The sequence below is a fragment of the Archangium violaceum Cb vi76 genome (genome assembly GCF_000733295.1).
Classification (GTDB): domain Bacteria; phylum Myxococcota; class Myxococcia; order Myxococcales; family Myxococcaceae; genus Archangium; species Archangium violaceum.
On record NZ_JPMI01000390.1, the window covers coordinates 32,141 to 56,914 of the forward strand.

General features: G+C 70.2%; 20 protein-coding genes. 6 read left to right on the forward strand and 14 right to left on the reverse strand.

Annotated elements, in window-relative coordinates:
• Positions 1-38: 38 nt before the first annotated feature.
• Both Q664_RS47795 and Q664_RS47800 read right to left on the reverse strand, forming a co-directional pair.
• Positions 39-4,280, reverse strand: coding sequence for a pilus assembly protein (locus Q664_RS47795; RefSeq protein ID WP_052519611.1), 4,242 nt, complete (start codon positions 4,278-4,280; stop codon positions 39-41).
• A gap of 25 nt (positions 4,281-4,305) precedes the next feature.
• On the reverse strand, positions 4,306-4,833 hold the full coding sequence (locus Q664_RS47800; RefSeq protein ID WP_152622779.1) for a hypothetical protein: 528 nt from the start codon (positions 4,831-4,833) through the stop codon (positions 4,306-4,308).
• A gap of 241 nt (positions 4,834-5,074) precedes the next feature.
• Here Q664_RS47800 and Q664_RS47805 point away from each other — a divergent pair, with 241 nt between their 5' ends.
• From Q664_RS47805 to Q664_RS47820, 4 genes are all read left to right on the forward strand, one after another.
• Positions 5,075-5,545: a hypothetical protein gene (locus Q664_RS47805; protein WP_043413020.1), complete on the forward strand. Its 471-nt coding sequence runs from the start codon at positions 5,075-5,077 to the stop codon at positions 5,543-5,545.
• A 20-nt stretch (positions 5,546-5,565) separates the two neighbouring features.
• Positions 5,566-7,161, forward strand: a complete 1,596-nt coding sequence (locus Q664_RS47810) for a DUF2380 domain-containing protein (RefSeq protein ID WP_235217163.1) — start codon at positions 5,566-5,568, stop codon at positions 7,159-7,161.
• Between the two features lie 3 nt (positions 7,162-7,164).
• On the forward strand, positions 7,165-7,635 hold the full coding sequence (locus Q664_RS47815; RefSeq protein WP_043413022.1) for a hypothetical protein: 471 nt from the start codon (positions 7,165-7,167) through the stop codon (positions 7,633-7,635).
• A 301-nt stretch (positions 7,636-7,936) separates the two neighbouring features.
• Positions 7,937-8,821: a hypothetical protein gene (locus tag Q664_RS47820; RefSeq protein ID WP_152622780.1), complete on the forward strand. Its 885-nt coding sequence runs from the start codon at positions 7,937-7,939 to the stop codon at positions 8,819-8,821.
• Between the two features lie 10 nt (positions 8,822-8,831).
• Here the strand turns inward: Q664_RS47820 and Q664_RS47825 are convergent, their stop codons facing one another.
• The 11 genes from Q664_RS47825 to Q664_RS47870 form a co-directional block, all read right to left on the reverse strand.
• Positions 8,832-10,061 carry a PilW family protein gene (locus tag Q664_RS47825; protein WP_043413028.1) on the reverse strand — a complete coding sequence of 410 codons (1,230 nt, stop codon included), beginning with the start codon at positions 10,059-10,061 and terminating at the stop codon, positions 8,832-8,834.
• Between the two features lie 2 nt (positions 10,062-10,063).
• Entirely contained in the window at positions 10,064-10,633 is a 570-nt protein-coding gene (locus Q664_RS53775; RefSeq protein WP_052519613.1) for a type IV pilus modification PilV family protein, read from the reverse strand.
• 15 nt (positions 10,634-10,648) lie between these two features.
• Positions 10,649-11,311: a pilus assembly FimT family protein gene (locus Q664_RS47835; RefSeq protein WP_043413030.1), complete on the reverse strand. Its 663-nt coding sequence runs from the start codon at positions 11,309-11,311 to the stop codon at positions 10,649-10,651.
• 204 nt (positions 11,312-11,515) lie between these two features.
• On the reverse strand, positions 11,516-15,223 hold the full coding sequence (locus Q664_RS47840; RefSeq protein WP_160174662.1) for an FG-GAP-like repeat-containing protein: 3,708 nt from the start codon (positions 15,221-15,223) through the stop codon (positions 11,516-11,518).
• 103 nt (positions 15,224-15,326) lie between these two features.
• The gene (locus tag Q664_RS47845) at positions 15,327-17,027 is read right to left on the reverse strand and encodes a caspase family protein (RefSeq protein ID WP_043413035.1); all 1,701 of its coding nucleotides are present in this window, start codon (positions 17,025-17,027) and stop codon (positions 15,327-15,329) included.
• Entirely contained in the window at positions 17,024-17,785 is a 762-nt protein-coding gene (locus tag Q664_RS47850; RefSeq protein ID WP_043413037.1) for a hypothetical protein, read from the reverse strand. Before Q664_RS47850 ends, Q664_RS47845 begins: the two co-directional genes overlap by 4 nt.
• Entirely contained in the window at positions 17,782-18,399 is a 618-nt protein-coding gene (locus Q664_RS47855; protein WP_235217164.1) for an RNA polymerase sigma factor, read from the reverse strand. The genes Q664_RS47850 and Q664_RS47855 overlap by 4 nt, the downstream gene beginning before the upstream one ends.
• A gap of 201 nt (positions 18,400-18,600) precedes the next feature.
• Entirely contained in the window at positions 18,601-18,837 is a 237-nt protein-coding gene (locus Q664_RS47860) for a hypothetical protein (RefSeq protein WP_152622781.1), read from the reverse strand.
• Positions 18,838-18,958: 121 nt separating this feature from the next.
• Positions 18,959-19,786: an AAA family ATPase gene (locus tag Q664_RS53780; RefSeq protein ID WP_052519615.1), complete on the reverse strand. Its 828-nt coding sequence runs from the start codon at positions 19,784-19,786 to the stop codon at positions 18,959-18,961.
• Positions 19,756-20,424 carry an ATP-binding protein gene (locus tag Q664_RS59750; protein WP_160174663.1) on the reverse strand — a complete coding sequence of 223 codons (669 nt, stop codon included), beginning with the start codon at positions 20,422-20,424 and terminating at the stop codon, positions 19,756-19,758. The genes Q664_RS53780 and Q664_RS59750 overlap by 31 nt, the downstream gene beginning before the upstream one ends.
• A 153-nt stretch (positions 20,425-20,577) precedes the next feature.
• A complete protein-coding gene (locus tag Q664_RS47870) occupies positions 20,578-21,084 on the reverse strand; it encodes a DUF1993 domain-containing protein (protein ID WP_043413043.1) in 507 nt (168 codons plus the stop codon).
• Between the two features lie 306 nt (positions 21,085-21,390).
• On the opposite strand from Q664_RS47870, the gene Q664_RS47875 reads away from it, so the two are divergent.
• Together Q664_RS47875 and Q664_RS47880 are read left to right on the forward strand one after the other, a co-directional pair.
• Positions 21,391-22,236, forward strand: coding sequence for a DUF2381 family protein (locus Q664_RS47875; protein ID WP_063934896.1), 846 nt, complete (start codon positions 21,391-21,393; stop codon positions 22,234-22,236).
• A 12-nt stretch (positions 22,237-22,248) separates the two neighbouring features.
• Positions 22,249-24,060: a serine/threonine protein kinase gene (locus tag Q664_RS47880; protein WP_043413050.1), complete on the forward strand. Its 1,812-nt coding sequence runs from the start codon at positions 22,249-22,251 to the stop codon at positions 24,058-24,060.
• A gap of 47 nt (positions 24,061-24,107) precedes the next feature.
• Here the strand turns inward: Q664_RS47880 and Q664_RS47885 are convergent, their stop codons facing one another.
• Complete coding sequence (locus Q664_RS47885) at positions 24,108-24,773, reverse strand: YdeI/OmpD-associated family protein (RefSeq protein WP_425117487.1); 666 nt, start codon at positions 24,771-24,773, stop codon at positions 24,108-24,110.
• Position 24,774: the final 1 nt, after the last annotated feature.

Here is a 24,774-nt window from a genome sequence, read left to right on the forward strand (position 1 = left end):
GCCTACGCCAGCCCCCGCCCGGAATCAATGGTTGCGGGCTATTCGCAGCGTGTGGCCTCGTGCCGGCAGTCATGGCCGGAACGGTCCAGCTCCAGTTGGTAGAGGGACTGGAGGGCCTCGTTCTCCAGGGACACCCCCAGCCGCCGGGGGCCTGTCCCCGGCTCGTTGAGCAGGATGTCCACCGTCTCCAGCCCCCGTTGGGGCACGGGGTCGGCCGGGGCCGCCATCACGCTCCGCTCCTCGAAGCGCTTCCAGGTCCGCCCGCCCGTGCCCGCCACCGTGGCGAAGCCCTCGGCGCAGCGCGCCGCCCCCCCCACGAAGCCCGCCTGGTACACCCGGGCCCGGTGGCCCCCCGAGGCCGCGCACATCCCCCCGGATGCCCCCGGCTCGAAGCTGTTCCACAGCACGCACCCGTTGACGATGGACGTGCCACTCCCCGTCTGCTCCCGGGACGCCCCGTAGCGCACGTACCACCCCGCCTCCAGGGAGCCGGCCTCCTTCTCGCCCGCCGTCACCCGCCCGTCCGCCCCGAACTGGGACACGTCCACCAGCGAGTCCTCCGTCAGCATGCCGGCCTCGTACGCCGTGGCCGCCGCCGCCGTGTCGAAGGTGCGCGCCTTCTTCACCCCGTAGCTCCAGAAGCCGTAGAAGCGGTTGACGCTGGTGGCCGGCAGGGGCTTCGTCGCCGCCACGGGCACCCAGTCGTCCTTCGTCACCCGGCAGCCGCTGGCGTCACAGGTGTACTCCAGCCGCCCCGAGCTGCTCGCCGTGCAGCCGTTGGCCGCGTCGTAGTCCCAGTCCAGGGCCACCTGGGTCGAGCCACACGTGCCCCCCTCCGTCGCCGGGGTGGGGGTGCTCGGGGTGTACTGGTAGCCCTCGTAGGTGGTGCTGGCGCTCCAGAGCGTCGAGCCGCCACGCCGCACGGTGACGGTCTGGCTCGCGCGGCACCCGAGCTGCGCGCACCCCAGCGGGTTGGACAGCCGGCACGTCGTCCCGCCGCCCTCCGCCAGGTTGTAGCGGTCTCCCGTCCCCACGAAGGTGCGCAGGTAGCCCGTGTCCGACTGCACCGTGTTGGAGGTCATGTAGCTGAAGGCGGGCCGCACCGTGTCGGCGCCGGGGCTCGCCACCGTCTCCGGGGGCTTCACCTGGAAGGCGCGGGCGGCGAACCAGTTGGCCACCCTGCCTCCGCCCGCGGGCCGCTCCCCGGGCTGCCAGAAGCGCACCGTCCACACCTGGCCCCCGTAGTCCGCCACCGTCGCCGTGTCGAAGAGCAAGTCTCCATCCGGCTTGGAGCTGAGCTCGCCGCCAATGTCCATCATCGCCACGCTGGCCGCGAAGGGGTGGCGCAGGTGCTCGGAGCGCGCGCTGCCGTCGCCGTGGAAGAAGCTCCACAGCGTCTCGCCCGTCTTCATGTCCACCATGGCCAGGCCCCGGCCCCGGTTGTGCGAGCGGTCATATCCCCCGTTGAGCATGACGACCCACTCCTCGCGCGCCGGCTTGCCCGCCACGCGCCACGGGCCGTCCGGGTCCGCCAGCGCCACCGGGCCCATCGGCGGGGGCCGCGGCGCGAAGTGTCCATCGCTCTCGCCCAACTGGAGCGCGAGCGCGTCACACGGCTGCGGCCACATCCACAGGAAGTCCCCCTGCTGGTTGGGAGGACGGGCCGGCTGTCCCACGCCCGGGCTGTTCATCAGCGCCGTCACGTCCAGCGCGAAGCGGTGCACCCCGCCCGTGCCCGAGCCCACCACCGCCACCGTGCGGAACTCGCTGGCCTGCTTCTTCCCGTCCGCCTCCGCGTCCCCGGCGGCGCCCACCCCGTCCAGCCACACCTCGCGCACCATGGGCGTGCCGTCCACGAACCAGCCGTGCTGGCCCAGCTTGGGGAGCAGCTTCGGCAGCAGGTCCGGGGGGATGAAGGCCCAGAGCTCCTCGCCCGTGCCCTCGTCGTGCTTCGGCAGGCCGGTGAGCGGCTCCTTCCCCGTGTGGGCGCCATTGTGGAAGGCGTGCAACATGCCGCCGTTGGAGCCCACCAGCACCACCCTGTCCCGCTGCTCGTGGCGCGCCACGTACTCGTCATAGGCGTCGCGCGTGCGGCCCGTGCCCGTCTCCGTGTAGCGCTTCTGCTCCGTGCGGCCCGCGTAGAGCGTCTGCAGGCACTGCGTCGAGAAGCCACAGAATTCCCGCGGCATGGGCGGCTCCACCGTCTGCGGCGCCGAGTGGAAGATGTCATGCAGCAGGAAGGGCCGGTCGAAGTCGCGCCGCGTCTTGTCCGTGTTCAGCACGTCCGCGCCCCGGTAGTAGCGGATGACGGCGCGGGCACAGTCGTCCGGGCCCAGCTTCTCGCCCGCAACGGTGCACCCGCTGGCGCCGATGCCGAGGGCCTCGCGCAGTACTGGCGCATGGGCCTCGGTGAAGGCCACCGGCGTGTCGTGCGAGTCCAGCTTCCCATCCGGTCCGCCCGAGGGGCCACCGTTGTCCACGAGCGTGTAGATGTCCCGCGTCTTCCACCGCTGGGACGCCACCGCCGAGGGCTTGAGCTTCTGGCCCGCCTCCCAGAAGGGCCTGGCCGGCACCAGCCGGTCCTTCAGCTTCACGAAGTCACCGGCCTCGTTCTCCACCACGGCGTCCCCGTCCATGTCGATGAGGTGGACGTCGTCACAGTCCTTGTCGTGGTTGAGATCCCACGGATCTCCACCCGAGGAGGCGAGCGCCGCCTTGCAGCCGAGCAGCAGCTCCGAGGCGAGCTTGTAGCGGTAGAGGTAGCCGCGCCACGGCTCGTCCCGGTCGCGGCCCGGACGCAGGCGGGGCACCAGCGTGCCGCTCGCCGAGCCGAGCTGTCCGCCGGACGTGGACGCCGCGGAGAAGGACGTGGAGCGCCGGTTCACGTTGGCGATGATGTCCTCCAGGGCCTGCTTCAGCCCCGCGCCGTCGTTGGCCTGGTAGTAGAGGCCGCCTCCCACGCGCGCCGCGTTCTTGAGGACGTTGGCGTTGATGCCGAAGCCGATGGCGTGGATGGTGAGGCTCTGCCGGCCCCCGGTGTCGAAGTCCCCCACCACCGCGGGGCCGCTGGACTGAAGGTCCTTCGTGGCGAGCAGCTTCGCCACGTCATCCAGCTTGTGCTGCGCGTCCTCCGGGCACGGCTCCGAGGCGGGGCACTCCACCGCGCCGCCATTGAGGGCCTCGATGGTGCTGGCCGGGACGTGCTCGTCGGCGCTCGGCTCGCCGTCCGTGACGATGACGATGGATGTGGCCTGGCAGCCCCAGCACCAGCTGCGCTCCGGACGCGAGAGCGAGGCGTTCTGGAAGCCGCTCTTGAGGAAGCTCGAGTCGAAGCCGAAGACGTCCGTGTACACGGCGTTGCTGGAGGAGAAGTACTGCCCCAGGTTGAGGAGCGACTCGGCCAACGGGGTGGCGGCCTTGAAGCGCAGCGCGTCCACGGCCGCGAGGTAGCTGGGGCGCACGGTCTCGAAGGCCCGCGGGTCCGCGCCGAGCTGCTCGCACGAGGGGCCCTGCGGCATGGACATGAGCGCGCCGTGCACCGTGTTGTCCGCGTCGAAGTAGCTGAGGCCCACGCGCACCTGGCGCATGTCCCGGAGGATGGCCTTGAGCACCGCCTTCGCCGTCACGTACTTGGGCGGGTTGAAGTTGAGGAGGCGGCCCGAGAAGGCATACGTGTAGCGCCTCGGGTCCGTGCCCGGCCTCGAGCCCGTGGCCCCCGGCCGCTTGTAGAAGCCCTTCGTCTCCAGGCAGGAGAGGCAGGCGTCGTAGAGCGCCCGCGTGGGGTCCGCGCTCTCCGGGTGCTGGTACGCGCAGACCTCCTCCTTCGTGTTCCACTGCGAGGCCGGCGCGTTGAGGTCCTCCCAGAACATGTACGCGTAGAACCTGTCGTCGCGGAACAGGCCGGAGTGGTCCGCGTCCGGCACCGGGTACGCCGTGGTGGGGTTCCACCCGTTGGCCGCCTGCATGGCGAGCAGGTCCGGGTTGGAGCAGCCGTCCCCGGCGGCGAAGAAGGCCTCGTGGTTGCCCTCGTTGACCTGGGGCAGCTCGCGCATGGACGCCGAGGTGTCGATGAGGAAGTGCACGTTGGGAGGCGTGCCCTCGCTCATGAAGAAGCGCTCGTCGCCGGTGATGTCCTGGCCGCGCAGGGCCTCGGCGGCGAGCGACGTGGTGAGCTGGCAGCAGGCGGCCCTGGCTCCCGGGTCCTCGGCCGTGGCGGCCGGGACGGAGGCGAGCAGGAGCGCGGTGGCGGACAGGCGGCGGAGGTGGCTCCGGGCGTTCATGGAATCGTTTCCTCGGAGGAGGGGACTACTGAAGGCCGACACGGATGACGAACTCGACCTCGCGCTCGGGGCCGCCGGGGTACTCCTGGCAGAGCGCCGTCACGGAGTACCACCAGGCGCCCTCCGCGGCGTCGCCGAGCGTGTTGCTGATGTCGCGGGCCGCGTCGCGCGAGGCGCCCACGGCATTGGCGGGCAGCCGCTCCACGTGCGTCAGCGTGGGGGCCGGTGTCGAGCCGGTGAAGTGGCCCGCGCGGATGATGCCCTGGCCATACGCATCATCCAGGTGCACCTGGGCGGTGCTGCTGGGGGTGAGTACGCGGAGGCGGGCGAGGAAGAGGTTGCGCGCCGCCTGGGTGCAGGCCGAGAGCGCGTCGTCGCGCGTCTGGAGCACGGAGGCATTGCGCTCGGTGCCGGTGAAGGAGATGGCACCGGCCACCAGGAGGGTGACGAGGACCACGACGAGCAGTGCCATCACGAGGGCCATGCCGCGGGGACCGTTGGGAAGGGAACGGGTGGTGGGGTGGAACACAGCGGGGCGGGACCGGATGGACAAGCGGAGGACTCCTTCCGCCCGGCTGCTTGTGCAAAGCGTGGCCCACCTACCCCAGGGGACGGGGACTCCCTGCGCAAACCCTTGGAACGAGAGGGAAGCCCGCTACCCCACGTGACCGCCGGAGTTACCCTGGGCTGGCCTTTCTACTGGGAAAGGAATTTCCCTTCTTGTAACCATTGCACGCCTGCCTGCTCCCGGCTGACGGAGGCGAGCAGTGTGTCCCGGGGGTGGAGAATGGGAGATGACCGACGGACGTTCCTGGGAGGGTAACTGGAGGGTGCGCCTGTACGAGCGGGTCCGCGAGCGAGGCTACGACTCGCTCACCGCCTTCGCCGAGGCGCGCCCTGCTGTCCCATTATACTTGTTGGCCGAAGAGCTCGGAAAGGACGACATCGCAGCAGTGCAGGTGCTGAGCGGATTGCTCGCCGAGGCGGAGCAGCGCAAGCAGGTCACTCGCTTCGTGCGGGATGTGCTCGTGCGCATGTTGTCCCAGAGTCTTCCCGATGGGTGGCCGACTGTGCTGGACCATGCCAACCGCTTCAAGGTTGCCAAGGCAATGGGTCGCTGGTTCGCGTACACCCCAGAAACCCACAAGGAGCGCGCCGACAGGGCGGGTGATGCACTCCTGGCCACGCCACCTCCGCCCGGTTGGCTCCCGCGCGGGCCCGACGACGAGCTGCTGCTCACGCTTCTGCCTGACGAGGAAGTCTGAGGAGATGCTCGCGGAGCCCCGTGGTCGAGGCTGTGCCGCTCCTCGAGGCCCACCGTCTGCCGCGGGACTCCGTCCCCATGGGCGCGCTTCATCGAACGCAGGCCGCCAGTGTCTCTGCCCAGGTCCTGGATGACGGAGGCGAGCAGAGTGTCCCGGGCATGGGCCTGGGGTTGACCATGCGCGTTGATTCGTCAGGGGCGAAGGGGACGGGGCTGTTGCTTGCCCTGGCCCTCCTATGCAACGCCTGTGTGCCGTTGACGCCACCGCCTGGCCCGGGGCGGAGCCTGGGCTACTCCCCGCACGGTGGCACCCGGTTGGCCATGGCCGGAGTGATGGCGGCGGCCCCAGGCAGCTCCGACGCGACGGTGCGGCGGAGCGCCCTCGCGACCCACCTGGCTTTTCGCAGCGCCCTGCGTGAGGTGTCCGGCTCCGCCCTCCGCGTTTCCAGCGAACTCTCCAGGCTCGAGGCCAGCGATTCGGGCATTGTCGGCGCGGGCAACGGCATCTTCGTCCGCTACGCCGAATATGGCGAAGCTCGGTTGCGGTGGATTGACGCCGAGCTTGCCGCCGCCACGGAGGTGGCCGCCGCCGCGTCGGAGGTGGAGGCGCCGGAGATGCAGCTCGCCCTGCTGCGCCTCGCTGGCCCACGGCTGGAGGCCGCGATGATGGGCTCCATGCTGCTGGCCGTGTGGGTTGACTTCCTCACCCTCACCGACGCAGCACTCTCCCGGCGCCTCAATAGCGTGGAGGCGCTCTTCATGAGGTTGGACGGCTGGCAGAAGATGCTGGAGCCCGCCATGACGGCGCTCTCGTCGCAGGCGCCGGAGCAGGTGGAGGCCGCGGCGCAGGACATGCCCGCCCTGGTAGGCCACCTCTCGCGCGAGCTCGCCGCACTCCTCGAGGACATGAACAAGGGGGCGAAAGTCCTCGAGACGGCGCTGGTGTTGAAGGAGTCCATGGAGGCGCTCACCCTCTTGTCGGCGCTGAAGTTCACACTGCCCGCGTTGCGCGCGGCGGCTCCCGTCTCGCTCGGTGTGGGCCTCATGGTGGGTCCCAACGGCGTGATGATGGGGACGCGGATGGTGGTGTCCGCCGAGTGGGTGGAGATGATGCGCCAGTTGGTGCGCGCGGGCGTCCTCTCCGTGCCCGCCGTCAGCGCCGCGGTGCGGATTCAGGCCGGCCACGTGATGATGGCTCAGGGCCACGGTGACCTCTCGAGGGGCGTGCGCGAGGCGCTGGGTGACTCGCCCGAGGTGCGTGCCATGCGCGTGACGGGCAAGACAGGCGCCGGCATGGCCGAGCCCCCGCGTCACCATGTCATGCCGAACGAACTCCGCGAGTGGTTCGAGATGCGCGGCTTCACGGGCAAGATGAGCATCGAGTGGTTCTGCGTCACGCTGCAGCAGGCACACCACCAGGCGATTCACGGCGGTGGAAACTGGAAGTTGGGACGCAAGTGGCCCGGTGAATGGAACCGGATGATCATGGAGGCGCTATACGATGCCGAGGCCAAGGCTGGCCGGATGTTGACGCGGAACACCATCCTGGAGATCGTCGCGGTCTATATGCAGTTGTACGACATCCCGATGAACTTCGTCCGCTGTCGAGGGAAGTGAGCGATGACCGACGGACGTTCCTGGGAGGGTAACTGGAAGGTGCGCCTGTACGAGCGGGTCCGCGAGCGAGGTTACGACTCGCTCACCGCCTTCGCCGAGGCGCGCCCTACTGCCTCGCTGGTGGCGCTGGCCGAGGAGCTTGGCCCGGACGATATCGCGGGAGTGCAGGTGTTCAGCGCGTTGCTTGCCGAGGCAGAGCGAAGCCGCCGGGTCACGCGCTTGATACGTGGCCAGGTCGTGCGCGAGCTGGCTAAAGCACTCCCCAACGGCTGGCCGGCCGTGCTGGACGACGAAAACCGCCTCAAGGCTGCCATTGCACTCGCCCGTTGGGGGACCTTCACTCCGGAAACCCACAAGGAGCGCGTAAGGCGGATCGGCGATGAACTCCTTGCCAGGCCTCCTCCTCCAGGGTGGCGGCCACTCGGGCCCGACGACGAGCTACTACTTACGCTTCTGCCCGACGCGGAAGTCTGAGTAGATGCGCGCAGCGCCCCGTGGTCGAGGCGCTTGACGACGAGCGCAGGGCAAGAACTCTGATTCGAAGGACCTGCGGCGCGAGCTGGAGGCGTTCGAGGCAATGAAGCGAGCGGATCCTGGCGCCATCCTCGAGCTGTACATGCCTGACGGCAGGTTGATCCAGAGATACGTGCCCGCTGGCGTCCACTACCCCTCGTCTGGCTCGTAGGCAATGACGTCGAGAACAGACACAGAGCATGTACGGACCGGGTTGGTGGCGGCGGTCGGCGAAGGGGACGAGACTCGAGCCCGAGCGCTGGTGCGTGGGCTCGATGCCCGGCGAGCCCGGACCTTGCTGGAGGCCATGCTGGACCACGAGGACGCCCGGGTGCGCCGAGCTGGGGCGTTTGGTCTCGGAGCGCTTGCTGGTACCTCCAGCGCGCGCCGCCTGGAGATGCAACTCGAGGTGGAAGAGGCGCGTGGGGGTTACGACGCGGCCTCCGTCATTGAAGTCATCACGGAAGCGCTGGGACATATCGCGGACAGCTCGGCTCGAAGCGGGCTGCTACGCCAGCTGGAACGGCTGACGGGTCCGCGGGTTTCTCCTTCAGACGTCAACACGCTGGCCCGAGCGCTGTGGCGAAGACGTCACCCGGAACTGAGGCCCGCCGTCGCGCGGGCACTGGAGCGCCTGCCGCCAGCAGCGGTTGCCTCCCTGCGCGGGCTGTCGGTGCTGCTGGAGAAGTCTCCAGGGCAATTGCGCGCCTGGGCCGAGGACGTGCAGGTGCCTGTCGCGCTCAAGGCAGAGGTGCTGCCGGTGTTGGAGGAAGAGGTTCCAGAGGAGTGGGTGGCCGTTCTTCCCGCCTTCATTTCCATGGCCAGGGCCCTGGCTCCCAGCGCGGTGCCGCAGTTGCGGGGAGACGCACTTTCCTTCTGCGAGCGCCTCTTCATCCTGCTGATGCTGGACGACAAGCGCCTGCTGACGGCACTGCCGACCGAGGCCAGGGTGCAGTTGCGCGAGACGGCTCGGACGTTGGTGGCGGCGAAGTCCCTGCGCTGTGCCCTGTGGGCCGCGACGGTCCTCCAGTACGTCGGGCAGCCCGGGGATGTGCCGCTCCTCGAGGCCCACCGCCCCGAGGACGCCACGTTCGCGGAGGTGTTCGACAGAACCATCCAGGTCCTGCGCCGCCCCCTCTCCCGCTAGAACACCGGCCTCACCCTCCACCCAGGTGGACGGGGGTGAACTGGGAGCGCATCAGCAGGTTCTTGGGCGCGATGGCGCCGCGCAGCACGGCGCGGGAGAAGCCACCGCCGCGCGGCTCGAAGGCACGGGCCGGCGTGGTGCCCAGGTTCTCCAGCGGCCGCCACGTGGGCGGGCTGGTGGGGAGCGCGGAGCTCCCGTCGCTCGGGGCCCCGGGCGTGAGCACGTCATCTCCCGGGCGTTGCGTGTCGGCCCGGCTGCTGCGCGCCACCAGGGTGAGCCGCACCTGCCGGATGTTGGCCGGGTGCGAGCCCAGGCGCCGGGGCGAGGAATAGGCATCCTCCATGCGCGGCCGAGCCAACTCGGGCGTGGCGATGTGCCACGTCTCGCCCCAGGGCACGTCATCGTCGTTCACGCCCACCAGCGGCGGCGGCGTGTCGCCCAGGGTGTTGAGGATGTAGGCCACCTGCAACTGCTCGATGCCCACCGCGATGGGCGTGGCGTCCTCGCCGTCGATGGTGCCGTCGTCGTTGAGATCCACCCCACGGTGCAGCATGAGGTAGGGCGTGCCGCCGGGAGTTGCCGCGTCCCCGTCATCGTCGAAGGCCGTGACGTAGAAGCTGGAGCGCTCCACCCGCACCACCACCGGTGGCTCCGTGTCGTGGAAACAGGCCTCGCCGTCCAGCGTGTCCAGCTCGCGGAAGAGCGCGCCCGGAGGCCCCATGGGCGAGTCCATCGGCGCCGGCGTGGTGTCCAGCTTGACGGAGAAGCTCTTTGCGGGCGCCGTCTCTCCCACCGTCACATAGGCGTAGCGCACCGCGCCGGGGCAGAGGACCAACAGAATCTCCCCCTTGCGCAGCGGCCGCTGGAGCTCGGTGTCGAAGCGCAGGAAGTCCGTGCCCACCTCGGTGGCGCGGCGGCGGAAGTACAGGTCGCGCGCGTGGACGGTGATGCCATCCGGGAAGCCCACCCCCCGCGTGTTGCCGAGCGCGTCGAAGGAGTCGTAGGCGAGGATGGCCCGGTCCGGGTCCACGCCGTAGCCCGCGTTGCGCACGTGCCGCTCCATGAAGCCCATGGCCTGGCGCACACTGGACTGCACCGCGCGGCGGCTCGCGTGGGCCTGGTACTGCGAGGCCTGCGAGACGAAGACGAGGCCGATGCCCGTGAGCACCAGGGCGCCGATGGCGGTGCCGACGAGCAGCTCGACGAGGGTGAAGCCACGAGGACGGCGGGGCGCGCGCATGCTCAAATCTCCGGAATGGCCGCGGCGCCCCGGCCCATGGCCTGGGGGTTGGCCTTCACCGCCCAGACGTTGACCTGCTTGTACGCGCCCGCCGTGGTGGGGAAGCGCACCATCACCAGGATGCGGCGGGCCTCGGTGTCTCCCTCCGCGTTCTTCACGGGGGCCACCCGCCACGCCACCTCGTAGATGGACCCGGTGCCGGTGCCGCCCCCGGTGCTCACGCTCGCCTGCGCCGCCCCGAGCAGCGGCCGCTCCCCGATGAGCGCCAACGCGTCCTCCAGCTTCACCCAGCCATCCGCTTCCTCGAAGCGCGAGAAGCGCGGGTCCGCCGGCTCCAGGGTGCTCTCGTTGGACAGCAGCGTGTGCTCGTAGGGCAGCCGCTCGAAGGCGTCCACCAGGTCTCTCGCCACCTTGCTGGCGGTGGACTGGCGCCGGGCGAGCCCGTTCTGCTGGCTGGCCAGCACGTTCATGTGCAGCACGCCGAGCAGGCCGATGGAGAAGATGGCGAGTGCCGCCATGGCCTCGATGAGGCTGAAGCCTCGGGCGCGCCAGGCGCGGGGAGTCGGAGACATGGTGACGGTTTCCTCCTAGTAGACGCGGATGGCACCGGCCGGCGCGGCGATGACGACCCAGCGGGGCGGGCTGTCCTGGCCGCCCGACTCGGGGGCGAAGGCGATGACGCCGCCCGCGTCCGAGCCGCCCGTCATCACGCGGACGGTGCCATCGGGAGAGAAGCGGAGGACGCCCCGGGCGCCGCCGGTGCCCTCGGTGCAGAAGGTGCAGCCCCCCAGCAGCCGGCCCGGGCCGGACGGGGTGAGCGGAATGGCGGAGAAGGGCGCCGGCAGCGCGCGCGGCTCCGAGCGCGGCGCGCTCATGTCCAGGAAGCCCAGGCCGCCCTCGTTCGAGAGGCGCAGCTGCTCGTGGCGGATGCCGCCCACGCTGGCGGCGTCGAGCACGTCCTCGCGGGACCAGTTGAAGGGGCCCACGGCGTCCGCGCGCTCGAGCAGGTACACGCCGAACTCGGAGCCGTCGTCGTGGAAGACGACGTAGTGGGGCACGCCCATGCTGGTGGCCCGCATCTGTGCGGCGGTGTACAGCGCCCCCACCTCGAAGGCCGCGTTGCTCACGCGCACCCGGGTGGTGCCGTGGAACACCGCGAGGCTCGCGAGCGCCGTCAGGACGCCCACGATGGCGACGACGATGAGTATTTCGACGAGGGTGAAACCAGCCGGGCGGGAACGGGCGGACACGCGGGAGACTCCTTCCGCCCGGCTGCTCGTGCAAAGCGTGGCCCACCCCCCACGGGGCGGGGACTCCCTGTCCAAGTCCTTGGAAGGAGAGGGAAGCCCGTTACCTCTCGTGACCGCGGGGGTCATCCCGGGCTGGCCTTTCTACTGGGAAAGGAATTTCCACTCTTGTAACCATTGCACGCCCGCCTGCCCTCCGCGTGCCTGTCAGGGCTGGAGCAGCAGCGTGCCATGGGCGGTCGGGTATCCCCCCGCGAGGATGTCCAGCCGCCCATCTCCGTTCACGTCGAACACGCCGAGCTCGGCGACGCCGCCGCGCACGCCGAAGACCTGGGGCTTCGCCAGCCACCGGGAGGCCTCGCCTCTCATCAGCGACACCGAGTCCATGCCCGGGTTGGCGCACAGCACGTCCCGCCGCCCGTCCCCATCGAAGTCCTGCACGGACACGAAGGAGCAGTTGCCGCCCGCGGGGCTGGTCCATCCCTCCCACAGCATCCAGCTCCTCGTGCTCGTCACCACGTGGACGGTGTTGTGGATGGAGTCGCTGCGCACGACATCCAGGTAGCCGTCCCCGTTCATGTCCGCCAGGGCGATGTGGCCGCTGGACTGGCCCGCCTCCGAGGAGACGTGGACGGGGGGCAGGAAGGTGCCATCGCCCCGGCCCTTGAGCATCAGCAAGCCTCCGCCGGGTGAATCCTGCGCCACGGCCATGTCCAGCGCGCCGTCCTTGTCGAAATCTCCCAGCGCCAGGGCGCCCGGGTTGGGGCTCGTCGTCACGACCGTGGGGGCGGCGAAGGTGCCGTCGCCCTGGCCGAGGAACAAGCGGACCTCCTGGGTGTGGTAGCCGGGCTCGGGTTCGTCCATCACCTGACAGACGAGGTCCGTCCGTCCGTCCCCGTTCACATCGCCGAGGGCGGCGTGGCTCGGCATCGCCCCCACGGGGATGTCGGCGGCCAGGCGGAGGGTGCCGTCGCCGTTGCCCAGGAGGAGCCCGAGGGTCGAGGCGTTGCTCACGCTGCGCAGCACCACCACGTCCAGGGCCGCGTCCTCGTCGACGTGGCCCACCACCAGGCGGAACACCGGGCTTCCCACCGGGGTGGGTGTCTGGGCCCGCAGGCCTTCCGGGCCGCCGGCGAGGTGCACCTGGACACTGTCCGTCACCGAGGCGCTGACGAGGTCCATCTTCCCATCCCCGTTGAAGTCTCCCTGGGCGAGGGCACCTCCGGGGCTCCTGGGCAGCGACAGGCGCTCGGGCGCGTCGCGCCACACGCGCACGTCCCGGCTGTGGTTCTGCACCGACGCCACGTCTTCCCCGCCGTCCCCGTCGAAGTCGCCGGTGGTGACGAAGAAGGGGCCGCGTCCCGAGGGGAGCAGCACCGCCGGCTCGAAGCTCCCCGCTCCCCGCCCGCGCAGCACGGCGAGGACATCCTTCCACCTGAGCGTCACCACCAGGTCCTTCAGGCCATCACGGTCCATGTCCACCGACGTCAGGGCCACGTCCGGGAGGAAGCCGCTGGTGGCGTCGACGAGTGTGTCCACGAGCTCCGCCGTGGAGAACCCTCCCTGGCCATCTCCCCGGAGGAGGTGGACCTGGATTTCGTTGGAGGTGCCCTCCCGGGCGAGCACCAGGTCCAGGTGTCCGTCGCCGTCGACATCGTCCACCTGGAGGGTGTGCGCTCCGGGAGCGGAGATGCTTCGCGCGCGGAAGGTGCCATCCCCGTTGGACAGCAGGGCGGCGCTCCCCCACCAGCTCTGCCCGAGGGCCAGCAGATCCATCCGGCCGTCCTCGTCGAGATCGGCCACCGCGAGCAGGGCACTGGACGCCACGCTGGCCTTGCCGGCGAAGCCACCCAGCGTCCCATCTCCCGTGTTGGCGAGGATTCCCAGGGAGAGGGGGCTGGAGCCTCCCAGCGTGGCCACGTCGAGGCTGCCGTTGCCGTCGAAGTCGGCGAGGGCGATAGAGCTGTCCGCGGTGGAGCCCAGCTCGGAGTACCCCACGCGGTAGGAGACGGGGTCCGCGAATCCTCCAAACCCCAGGCTTCGTGCGACCCAGAGGTTCCCGTATCCGTCCTGCCAGAGCAGATCCTCCATCCTGTCGCCATCCAGGTCCCCGGCGGCGAGGCGGTTGAGGTTGTAGCGGAGCGTCTGCTGGCGGGGAGGTTGGAAGCTGCCGTTGCCCAGCCCCAGCAGGATGGAGACGGTATCGCTGGAGTCGGAGGCGACCGCCAGGTCCAGCTTGCCATCCCCGTTGAAGTCTCCCTTCACGGCGCGGCGGGCCGTGGTGCTCAGGGGGTGGACGGTGCTGGTGGGCAGGCGGAGCTCGCAGCGGCGGGCGGGAGCGGGCAGGGTGCGCTCGAGCGTCGCCGAGCCGGGCGTGGTGCCGGGGACGCGGGCGCTCAGGCGCACACGGACGGTGGCGGCGCCGGGCACGTCGAAGGCGCGGTTCCAGAGGAACTGGTGGGCGACGCCCACGGGAGAAGCGTGGCGTGCGAGCAGGCCCTCATGGGTGGTGCTGCCGGCCTGGGTGGCGGGAGAGAAGGTGCCGCTGCCCGGGGTGTCCACCTCCACGGAGACATCCGCGCGCACCTCGTCAGGCTGGCTCAGGGCGTAGGAGATGGTGAGGCAGCCCGCGTCGGAGGTCTCCACCTGGAGGTCCGTCACCTCGGCGGGAGCGGGGAGGGGACGCACGGCGGCCGAAACGGTGGCGGGGCCACTGCCCAGGATGTTGGTGGCGGCCACGGAGAAGGTGTGGGCCTGGGTGCTGCTCAGGCCCGGGAAGGTGGCGGTGCGCGTCGAGGCGTCCACCGTCACACGGGTGCCGGAGGGGGCGGTATCCACCACGTAGCCGGTGAGGGGCGCGCCGCCGTCATGGGCCGGGGCCTCCCACGTCACCGTGGCCGAGCGGATGCCCGCCGTGACGCTCACCGCGCCGGGCTGGGCGGGTACGCCGGGGGTACGCACGGAGGCGGAGCGGAGCTTCGGTCCCTCGCCCACCTCGTTGCGGGCCGCCACGGTGAAGGTGTACGCGGTGCCGTCCTTCAGGCCGCTGTACTCGAAGCCGTGGGTATCGGCATCCACCTCCCGCGCGAGTCCGTCCGGCTCGAGCGTCACCACGTAGGTCCGCACCAGAACGCCCCCGGTGCTCGCCGGAGGGCTCCAGGTGACGGAGGCGCGACGGATGGTGACGGTGGCCTCGACGCTGGCGGGGGCCGAGGGCACGGTGGCGGGCACCACGCTGAGCGAGGCGGGAGAGTCGAGGCCCTCGCCCACGGCGTTGAGGGCGCGCACGGTGAAGGTGGAGGACTCGCCATTGAGCAGCCCGCCCACCACGGCGGAGCGTGCGCTGGCGTCGGCCGTCACGCGCACGCCCTGGGGATGAGCGGTGACGAGGTAGCCGGTGATGGGCGAGCGCCCATCCGAGCCGGGCTCCGTCCAGCTCACGCGCACCTGGCCATCGCCGCGAACCACGGAGGGCTGGGGCGGGGCTGCGGGGACGTCGGGCAGGGTGACGGACTCCGAGCGGGTGGCGGGGCCTTCACCCACGGCGTTCACCGCGGTGACGGAGAAGCGGTAGGAGGCGCCCGCGCGCAGGCCGGTGACGCGGGCCATGACGCCGTCCCACGCGATCTCCTGGGCCTCCTCTGGCGGCTCGGCGCTCACCCGGTAGCCGGTGAGGGCACTTCCCCCATCGCTCTTCGGAGGGCTCCAGGAGAGCATCACCATGCCCGGCTCGGCATGCGTCTCCAGTTGTTCCGGAGCCGAGGGCGCCGTGGGCACCGGGTCGGGCGGCGGGTTGCCGGGCGGCGGATTGCCGGGCGCCGGGTTGCCGGGGGGCTGGGAGGTGATGGGCTCCAGCTCACAGCCACCCGCGCCCACCAGCAGGGCGAGGAACAACGGAATCAGTCGACGGGACATGCTCCAGGACACGGCTTCCCCCCTCGGGACGAATCGAAAAGACGGCATCGGTCGTCCTGGATACGGAATGAGGCCGCGCGCCTGGTCGTTCGCCCCCGCTTTTTCAGTACCCGAGCGCCACTTCGACGCCCGCGATGGGGTCTTCCCGCTCCCGGCCGTCCGCGGTGAGGACGTCCACGCCGAGGAAGCCGGCCACGCGCACCCGCAGACGCTCCTGCTGGACGACCATGCCGCCGGACAGCTGGGCGGAGAGGACGGAGGGGTCTCCCTGCGTGGCACCGGGGTAGCTCACCCGCACCAGGCTCCAGCCGCCCGCGGCCTCGATGAAGGGCGCGACGGGCCCGGAGGCCTGGAGTCCCAGCAGCCCCTGCACGGACAGCCGCTGGAGGGACACGTCGTCCCGCGTCAGGGGCGAGAAGACGTACGTGGCGCGCAGTCCGAGCGTGTACGGCGCCCAGGTGGTGCGCAGCGCCAGGCCCGGCCCGGTGACGAAGGGGGAGAGCCCGAGGGGGGCGCGTTGGGTGACGAGTCCCGCTTCCCAGGCGAGCGTGGGCCGGGGCTCGGCATGCACCACGAGCGGCGCTCCGGCGTCCGGCGAGAAGTCCACCGGGACGAAGGAGGAGGTGGCCACGTATTGCTCGTAGAAGCTCCGGTCGAAGGGGATGGCGAAGAGGCCGCGGCGCAGGGCGTCCTCGGCGGGGCCGCGCTCGCGCAGCTCGCGGGGGTTGAGCCGGGGCAGCCCGTTGCCGAGCTGGGCCAGCGTGATGCGGGCCTCGGCGGTGGGGGTGCGGACCCAGTAGGAGTCGCGGACGGGCAGGCGCAGGGACACCGTCTGGTGGTCCGCGCGGCGCACGTCCGCCAGCCGCCGGCCACCCTCGTCCTCCACGGAGATGCGCGCGTGCTCGAGCCCGGCCGGGAGCAGGAGGCTGGGGCCGCGGGGCGCGGAGTCCACCAGCGGGCGGCGCGGCTCGCGGGACGGGGCGTAGGCGTGCACGGAGAGGCGGATGGGGACGGCCTTCACCTCCTGCAGCGAGGCGGTGACGAAGGCGGCCAGCTCGCTGTACTCCACGGCGCCGTCCCCGTTGACGTCCGCGCCTCCCATGAGGCCCGAGCGCACCACGTGGCTGAAGACGCCGGCGCGCAGGCGGGACCATTCGTGCGTCTCGCCGCTGTCGCTCTCGGCGAAGGTGGCGCCCACGTGGGGCCGCGTGGCCAGTTGCTCGCGCTCCAGCACCCCGCGCAGCTCCGCGAGCACCGCCACGTCCGGCTTGCCCCGGCTGCCCACCACGCCCGAGGCCCGGCACGCATCCACCACCACGTGGACGAAGTCCGCCCCGAGCGGATCCACCAGCCGCGTGTAGAAGGCGGAACGGTCCAACCGGCCGCCGAGCAGGGTGAAGTAGGCGCGTCCGAGCGCATCCGTGTTGCCGTGGCCCACGTAGATGAGCAGCACGTCCGTCTGCCGCCCCCGGGCGTGGTCCGCCTGGACGTCCTCGCGCAGCGCGGCCACGGCCCGGGACACCTCCTCGAGGGTGGGAGGCCTCGTCCCGCTCAGCACCGCGGCGTCCGTCCGGAGTGTCTCCTCGTCCGCGTCCACCAGGAGGGTGGTCTCCACGCCGAGCCGCCGCAGCGTCTCCGTCCACAGCACGCCATCATCGTCCGCGTAGCGGAGGGCGGGGAGGGACGGGTCATCACTGGTGTTGTGGGCGATGACGAGCGCGCGGCGCACGGGAGGGGCGGCCGAGGCGAGGGTGGCGAGCAGCAGGGTGGTCGCGAGCACCACGCCGGAGAGGCGGAGTCTCATGGCGTCTCCTCTCCTACCCGAAGGGGCAGCCGGAGGACCACGGCCCCCTGGTGCGTCTCGCCGCGCAGGGCCGCGAGCGCCTCCCGGGGCGAGTCCGCGAAGGCGGCGAGGACTTCCACCTCACCGGCGGGCACCTGGAGGGGGAGGGTCGTCTCCAGGGGCTGCTCGGCGCCGGGGCGGCCGGTGACGGAGAAGGGGCCCTCGATGGACTGGAGGCGGCGGGTGTACAGGCCCACCGCCACATGGGAGAGCGGTGCATCCGCACCCACGGCGAAGGCCAGCTGCGCGCCCGGAGGACACGCCTGGGAGGGCTCCAGCTCGCGCAGGGGCCGCTGTTTCGCGGCGCAGAACACGCGCAGCGCGGCGCGGGCGGGACGGCCCGAGCCTCCGCGGGCCTGCAACGAGTCGAGCTCCTCCCGGGGCTGGACGAGCACCACCAGCACCGCGAGGCTCACGGCGGCGAGCATGCCTCCGGCGAGGGAGAGCGAGGGCCAGCGGATGCGCGAGGCCTCCGGCTCCGCCGCCGCGAGGGCCGCCGCGAGCCCGGTGTCCGCCAGGGCCGCGAGCTCGGTGCCGGTGGGGACGTGCGGGTCGGCGTGCTCCAGCAGCCGCGAGGCCCGGACGAGCCGCTCGTAGGACGCGCCGCACCGCTCGCAGGCGTGGGCATGGCGGAGCAGGCGGGCGGACTGGCGCGGGGACAGGGTGCCCTCGGCCCACCGTGCCAGCAGGCCGTCCACGTGGGGGTCGAACCAGCTCATGGGAGTTTCTCCATTCCGCCCAGGGGAACGTCCAACCAACCCCGGGCCAACAGGTGCTCGGTGAATCGCGTGCGCAGGTGGCGCTCCCGGACGCGGACTTCTCCGCGGGTGAGCTGGAGGCGCGCGGCGGCGGCCTCCTGGGAGAGGCCCTCCATGAATCGCAACTGGGCGAGGGCCCGGGCCTCCTCGGGCAGCCCCTCGAGGAATTGACGCACGAGGGTGCGCACCTCGGCCCGCAGTGCCTGCTCCTCGGGGCCGTGCTCCTCGGTGGGGGCGTGGGCCAGCTCGGGCGCGTCGTCCAGGGGCACGGCCTCGCGGGCGATGCGGCCCGAGGCGCGCAGCAGGTCCACCGCGGTGGAGCGCGCGAGCGTCAGGAGGAAGCCGAGGTAGGGCCGCACCCCGTCATAGGCCTGGCGCATGGCGGGCCGGAAGGCGCGGACGAAGGTCTCCTGATGCGCCGCGTCGAGGTCCAGGGCGCCGAGGGAGACACTGTGGACGCTCGAGCCGGAGCGGACGGAGAAGCGCCGGGCGAGGTAGCGGGCCACCTGGGGCGAGTAGGTGCGATACACGCGCGTGAGGGTGGCGCGCTCCCCTTCCCGGAAGGCCTGCAGCACGCTCCGGTCGTCTCCTGGCAGCACGTGTCTCCCACTCCCTTTTTCCTTCGATACGGAGCGAGCCCGCCAGTCTGGTCGTCCGGTATTTATTTTCGTCCCATGGCGGCCTGCCGCATCGACGCCGGGACGGACCTCGTGTGCGTGGGACTCTGGGGCACCGACTACCAGGCGCTGCACGGCCGGTGAGGTGGAAGGAGAAGCCTACCCGGGAGTCGTCGACCCTGGTGTGGGCGCCGCTCTGACCGGTGGCCTCGGCAGGTCGAGGCCCCATCGCCCCCGGACGTCCGCTGGGACGAAGTGGTCGATGGCATCGAACGACAGTGCGATGAAGGGCATTCGGGGCGTGAGGAACGCGCGGACGCGCCGCCACGTCGAGCGGATGAGGTTCACGTCCTGACGTGCGATGGCCTCATGCGTCTCGTCAATGCGTGGCTTCACGAGGTCATTCACATGGGCTTCGAGTCGAGTGAGCCCGCGGCATTCATCAGGCGCACGCGTTGCAACTCCCTGGCACGAACCGGAGGGAGTTCAGCGGGTTCGGGTCCGCGCTCGATTCGGATCACTGCATGTCCCTCGGTACTGGCGGCAGCCCCAGGTCGAGCCCCGCCTCGGTGAGCTTCTTCTGCAAGCGGAGCATCTCGGCGTCTTCCGCGTCGGTGCGCGTCGGGTCGCTCGAGAGGTACGTATAGCGCCGCAGCTCGTCTCCGAGGTCGTTCGGGTAGAGCTTCTGGATGTCGAAGAAGCTCGAGTAGATCTCGCTGCCGGTCATCAACTTGGGCGAGGCGGGGGGCGCTTCGGCCACGACGTCGCCGTTCTCGTTCAGGCGGAGCATGATGAGCTCATGCCGCTCGAGCGCTGGCAGGAGCATGGGTGAGTGGGTCGTCACGATGAACTGCATGCGCGGGAACACGCGCTTGAGCACGGGGACGAGCCGCACCTGCCAGGTCGGATGGAGGTGGAGGTCGAGCTCGTCGATGAGCACCATGCCCTCCATGTCCTCGAGGGGAATGGCCTCGCCGATATCGAGGTACATCTGGCCGATGAGATCGGCGATCCACGCGATGGTGGACTGGTAGCCCTGGGAGAGCCAGGTGGCGGGAACCTTCGTCTTCTGGCCGGAGAACGCGAACTCGAAGCTGTGTGACCTGACCAGATCTCCCGTCTGTGTCACTCCACCTCTACCGCGCAACTCGACAGCATTCACATGCGGCAGGAGGTGGTTGTCGACGAACACCTTCTTCAGTGCTGAAATGAAGGGCTCGAAGCGAGGCGTGTCGGCGAACTGATTGGCGAAGCCGGTGCCGACGAGTGGCGCCTTCCCGAAGAGTGGCTCGAGCCGGTTGAGAACGTGATCCTTCAGCTCGGACGCGCCGAGAGGTACCGGCAATTGGCGCTGCGCGCCGTAGCCGGCAACGAACCATCCGGGGAGGGACTTCGAACGGGCTTCGGAAAGAGGGTCTCGCGCCCCGAGGAGTGCACGAACCACGGAGTGGATCTGGGCGTCCAATTGATCTGCCGGCAACCCCGAACGAATTGCGGCTGGAACGCTGTTTCGGAAAAGCTCAACAGCAGCGGACACTTCGGCGTAAGCCAGTTTTCGAGCGTCGTCCCAGTGGCTCTAGCGTTCTCGGGCAGTGTGGGCCAGGAGGTTCCAGAGAAGGTCGACTGGTCCGTTCCAATCGTCAGCGTACTTCGCAGGCCTTGGATGTATGGGCTTTCCAAGGGCGACTCGGATTTGGGAAAGAGACGCCATCTTTCCAGGCTGGGTCCGAACTCGAAATTGGCATCTATTTGCACTGCCGCGCCCACTCGTCTCAAGTCTGGCAGTGCCGGTACATCCGCCAGTTGGTTCGAGCGTTCGGGACCACTCGCCGCCAAGGCAATGGCCTGGAGCAGCGTCGTCTTGCAGGCCCCGTTCTCCGCGACGAACGCAGTCCACAGGCGGGGCTTGCCTTCGTAGGTGAAGTCGAAGGCGAGGTCCCGCATGAGCTTCATGTTCTTCACGTGCAGCCGGGTGATGTACATGCGTCCCTCCGGCCGCTCTTCTAGCGTTCTTGTGCCCTGGGTGGCCGATAAATGAACGGGGCCGCCCCGGGGGTTACCGCCGCTGAACGGCGCGCGCCTGGAGCCCGAAAACAACGCCCATGTTCTTCAGGCTCCAGGTCTCTGGCACGTCCCTCAGCGCGCGCCGAGGAAGTCCGCCTTGCCGAGGTCCAGCCCGTTGTGGCGCAGGATGGCGTAGGCGGTGGTGACGTGGAAGTAGAAGTTGGGCAGCACGAAGCCGAGCAGGTAGGCCTGTCCCTGGAACTTCATCTCATGGTCGCGGATCTTGAGGACGACCTCGCGCTCCTCGGTGCCGTCCACCTGCGCCGCGCTCACGGTCTGCAGGAAGGCGATCGTCTTCTTGATGCGCTCCTGCAGCTCGGGGAAGGTGCTCTCCGTGTCGGCCATGCTCGGGGGATCGATTCCCGCCAGCCGCGCGGCGCAGCCCTTGGCCAGGTCGCTGGCGATCTGCACCTGGAAGGACAGTGGGCGCATGTCGGGGGCCAGCCGGGCGTTGATGAGCACGGACGGCTCGATCTTCTTCGCCGCGGCATGGGCGGCGGCCTTCTCGAGGATGGCCGACAGGTTGCCCAACATGCGGATGAAGACGGGGATGGAGGCCTGATACATGGACAGGGACATGGGGTGGCTCCGGCAGGGGAAGGAAAACGCCGCCCTGGTATGTGGGCCGGCCCGGTGCCTGTCAACAGAAGCAGACGCCTTCGACCCTGCCCAGGACTGGAAGGGCCTCTCCGAGAGAGAAAAGGCCCTCGGAGCGAAGGAGGGCCCATGCCCAGCGGCGGTCTGTGGGGACGTGCTCCGCGTGGGTGCGTCCGCACGGTAGGCGGTGGCCTCGCTGGGTGGGACATCTGCTAGGGTTGACCGGAGAGGTCATCCGTCCTGACACTACTGCCGCCCTTCGCCCCGCTCGTCCTCCTCGCCCTGTCCCTGGGGCTCCCCTCCGTTGCCCAGCAGCCCCCTGTCCGTGAGCAGCGGCAACGGCAAGTCGTCGTCCCCAGCAGCCCGGGTGAGTCGGTGCCCGAGGTGCGGGTGGCGGCCGGTGTGTCCACCTACGTGCGCTTCAACGCCCCCATCGACAGGGTCTCGTTGGAGGTAGAAGGACGGGCGACGCGCTTCAAGCTGGTGGACCCGGGGGAGTACACCCTTACGCTCGAGCCCTCCGTCGAGCCGGCCCCCGGAGAGCGTCTCCTCGTGCGGGTGCGCTACAAGGACGGTGGCGCCCCGGCGCACGCGGCCCTCGCGCTCGTCTCCCACCCCACGCTGGTGGACAAGGAGGTGGAGGTGGTGCGCCGCCCGCGCACCGTCGAGGCGCTGGAGGCCAGGCTGTCTCACGTGGAAGCCGAACTTGTCTCCCTGAAGGACCAGTGCGTGCGGAGCGGACTTCCCAACCTCGCCTTCTCCGGGGTACTCGACTCGAAGGACGTCCGGGCCAAACCGTTCTTCGGGAAGCCAGCCCCCGGCTACAAGGGCGGCCTCGAGCCGGGGCCTGGCACCGGCTACCGGGGCACTCTCTGGGCCATGGTGGTTGTCCGGGTGCGCAACCGCCCGGGACAGCCCGCCTGGGCGCCCGGCGCGGCACGGCTCACCAGCGTGAAGGGGACGCCGGTGAAGGTGCTCTCGGTGCACATGGAGAAGCCCCAGCTCCAGCCGGGGGAGTTCGCCCTGGTGGCCGTCATGGTGGAGCCCCCTGCCTCCAACGAGGTCCTCTTCCAGCTCGAGTTGGTGGACACCGAGGGCGGGCGGCTCCTGCCCATCACCGAGGTTGCACTCTAGGAGGGCCGGCCCATGAAGACTGAAGCCCAACACCCGGACCACCTTCAACCCGGCCACGCGGTGGGGCCTTGGCACATCGTCGAGGTGCTGGGCCGCGGGGGCTCCTCCCGGGTTTTCAAGGTGGAGCGCGACGGCCAGCCCTACTCCATGAAGATGGCGCTGCTCCCCCTCACCCAGTCCACGGAGGAGCTCACGGAAGAGCAGTACGTGGAGGAGACGAGCGGCTACCGGCGCCTGGCGCGCGAGGCTGCGACCCTCTTCACCTACTCCTCCCACCCCAACCTGCTACGCGTGTACGCGGTGGACTTCTGGCCCCACCCCACCAAGGGCTACCCGTTCATCATCACTGATTTCATCGACGGGGAAACCTGGCACCAGAGGCGCTGGCGCAAGCCCCCTCACGCCATTGAGCTGGTGGACACCTTCTCCAGTGTGGTGCGCACCGTGGGTGTGTTGCACGCACGCGGTGTGCTCCACCGGGATTTGAAGGCGGAGAACATCCTCATCCGAAGAAAGGACGGCCGACCGTTCATCATCGATTTTGGCACCGCGCGCCTCCCCGGGGCCCTCACGAAGACGCTGGGCCTGCCCGAGGGCGTCCTCCACCTGGTGCCCCCCGAGCTCCTGGCCTACACGCGCACCGAGGCGTGGAAGCGGGGTGAGCCCTTCCAAGGCGGGGTGGCCGTGGACCTGTACGCACTGGGCGTTCTGCTCTACCAAGCCCTCACGGACAGGCACCCCTTCGACCCGGAGTTGCCGGACCCGGAGCTGCTGGCCGCCATCGCCGCCATCCCGCCCACCGCGCCCCACCTGCTCAACCCCCTGGTGCCGCGCTCCCTCAGCGACATCGCCATGAAGCTGCTGGAGAAGCGGCCAGAGGACCGCTACCCCAACACCGAGGCCCTGCTCGAGGCACTGGAGCGAGCCACCGAGCAGCAGAGAAAGTCCCCCGCCTGGAGGGTGCCCCTCACCGCGCCGGAGAGCCCGGCAGAGGCGCCGCCCAAGCAAACGGAACCGGAGCAGGTGGCCCAGCCCCAGCAAGCAGCACCCGCGGGTGAAGCAGCTCCGCCTCCAGAGGATACGAGGCCGTCGGAGGACGCTCGCGAGGAGGCTCCCGCCAAGAAGCGCCGCACGTGGCGCGTGGGGCGTCTCGCCATGGTGGGCCTGCTTCTCCTCGCCGGCCTGTTCCTTGCCTCGTGGCTGGTGCGATCCACACTCGCGCGGACCCACATGTCGGAGTCCATCGCATCCGGCCCCCCCGAGAAAGGAAGTGCGCCCGTGCCCCCTCTCACCACGCACCAGGATTCGACTCCCTCCAGCCGCTCACGCTTCGGAGTCCTCGCCGTGTGGCTGTGCTCCGCTGCTGGGCTGGGCTGTCCCGCTGCCCAGGTGCGGCCGGAGCCAGAGGACTGCCCCGCCGAGGCTCGGCACAACATGTTCGAGGAGTTGAAGCTCAACGAGGGCATGCGGCTCCAGGCCATCGTCGACATCAACCAGCCTGGGGACCCGACCGAGCAGGGCATCTACCGCGACGGCCCCATCGTCGGCCGCGTGGTGCAGCGCGACTGGTCCCCTCCAGAACTGCCTGGTGGCACACTCTTGTACGGCAAGCTCTGGACGGGTTCTGGGATTCAGAACCGGGATGGGGAGGAGGCCGTGCTGGGGCGCTACACCGAGGCGCTGCTGCCGGACGGCCGCAAGCTGAAGGTGTGCATGGTCCTTGGCGGGCCGGAGGGGCGATGGCGGAAGTTGCCTGGCTCCAAGCCCGGGGCCGTTCGGCTGGACCGGGAGTTGCCATTAGCCGCTGTCTGGCGCTGGCCGTAGCCTGGCACTACACAGCGCGACATCTTGTTGTACCAAGGGCCGGGGATTCAGGGATGCGGCTTCTCGTTCCGGGCGAGCATCTCGACGAACCAGGCGATGCGCCTGGCGCGGGTCTCGGCCTTCTTCGCGGTGTGGATGCGGAACAGCACGGCGTAGCGGTTGGCCGAGTTGAGCGTGGCGAAGAACGCGGCCGCGCGGGGGTTGGCGGCGAGGGCGGCCGTCAGGTCCTCGGGCACGGTCGCGCGGCTCTGCGAGTCGTAGGCCGCCTCCCAGCGTCCGTCCTGTTTCGCGCGCTCCACCTGCTCGAGCCCGGGGGGCTTCATCTCGCCCGCCTCGATGAGCGCCAGGGCCTTGTCGCGATTGATTTTCGACCAGATGCTCCTGGGGCCGCGCGGGGTGAACTTCTGGATCCACGCGGTGTCGTCGAAGCTGCGCTTCAGCCCGTCGATCCACCCCCACGCGAGCGCCACCTCGAGCGCCTGCGCGTAGGTGATGGACTCGATGCCGGAGTCCTTCTTGGCGAGCTTCACCCACAGGCCGCGCGAGGACGCATGGTTCCTGGCGAGCCAGTCCGCCCAGTCGCGTGGTTTCGCGAAGGGGATGATGGGCGGTTCCTCCGCGGGGGCCGCCTTCGTGGCCGGCGTCTTCGCCTTCGGTGCCGGGGTCTTCGCGGCCTTCTTCGCAGCGGCCTTCTTCGGCGCGGCCTTCTTCATG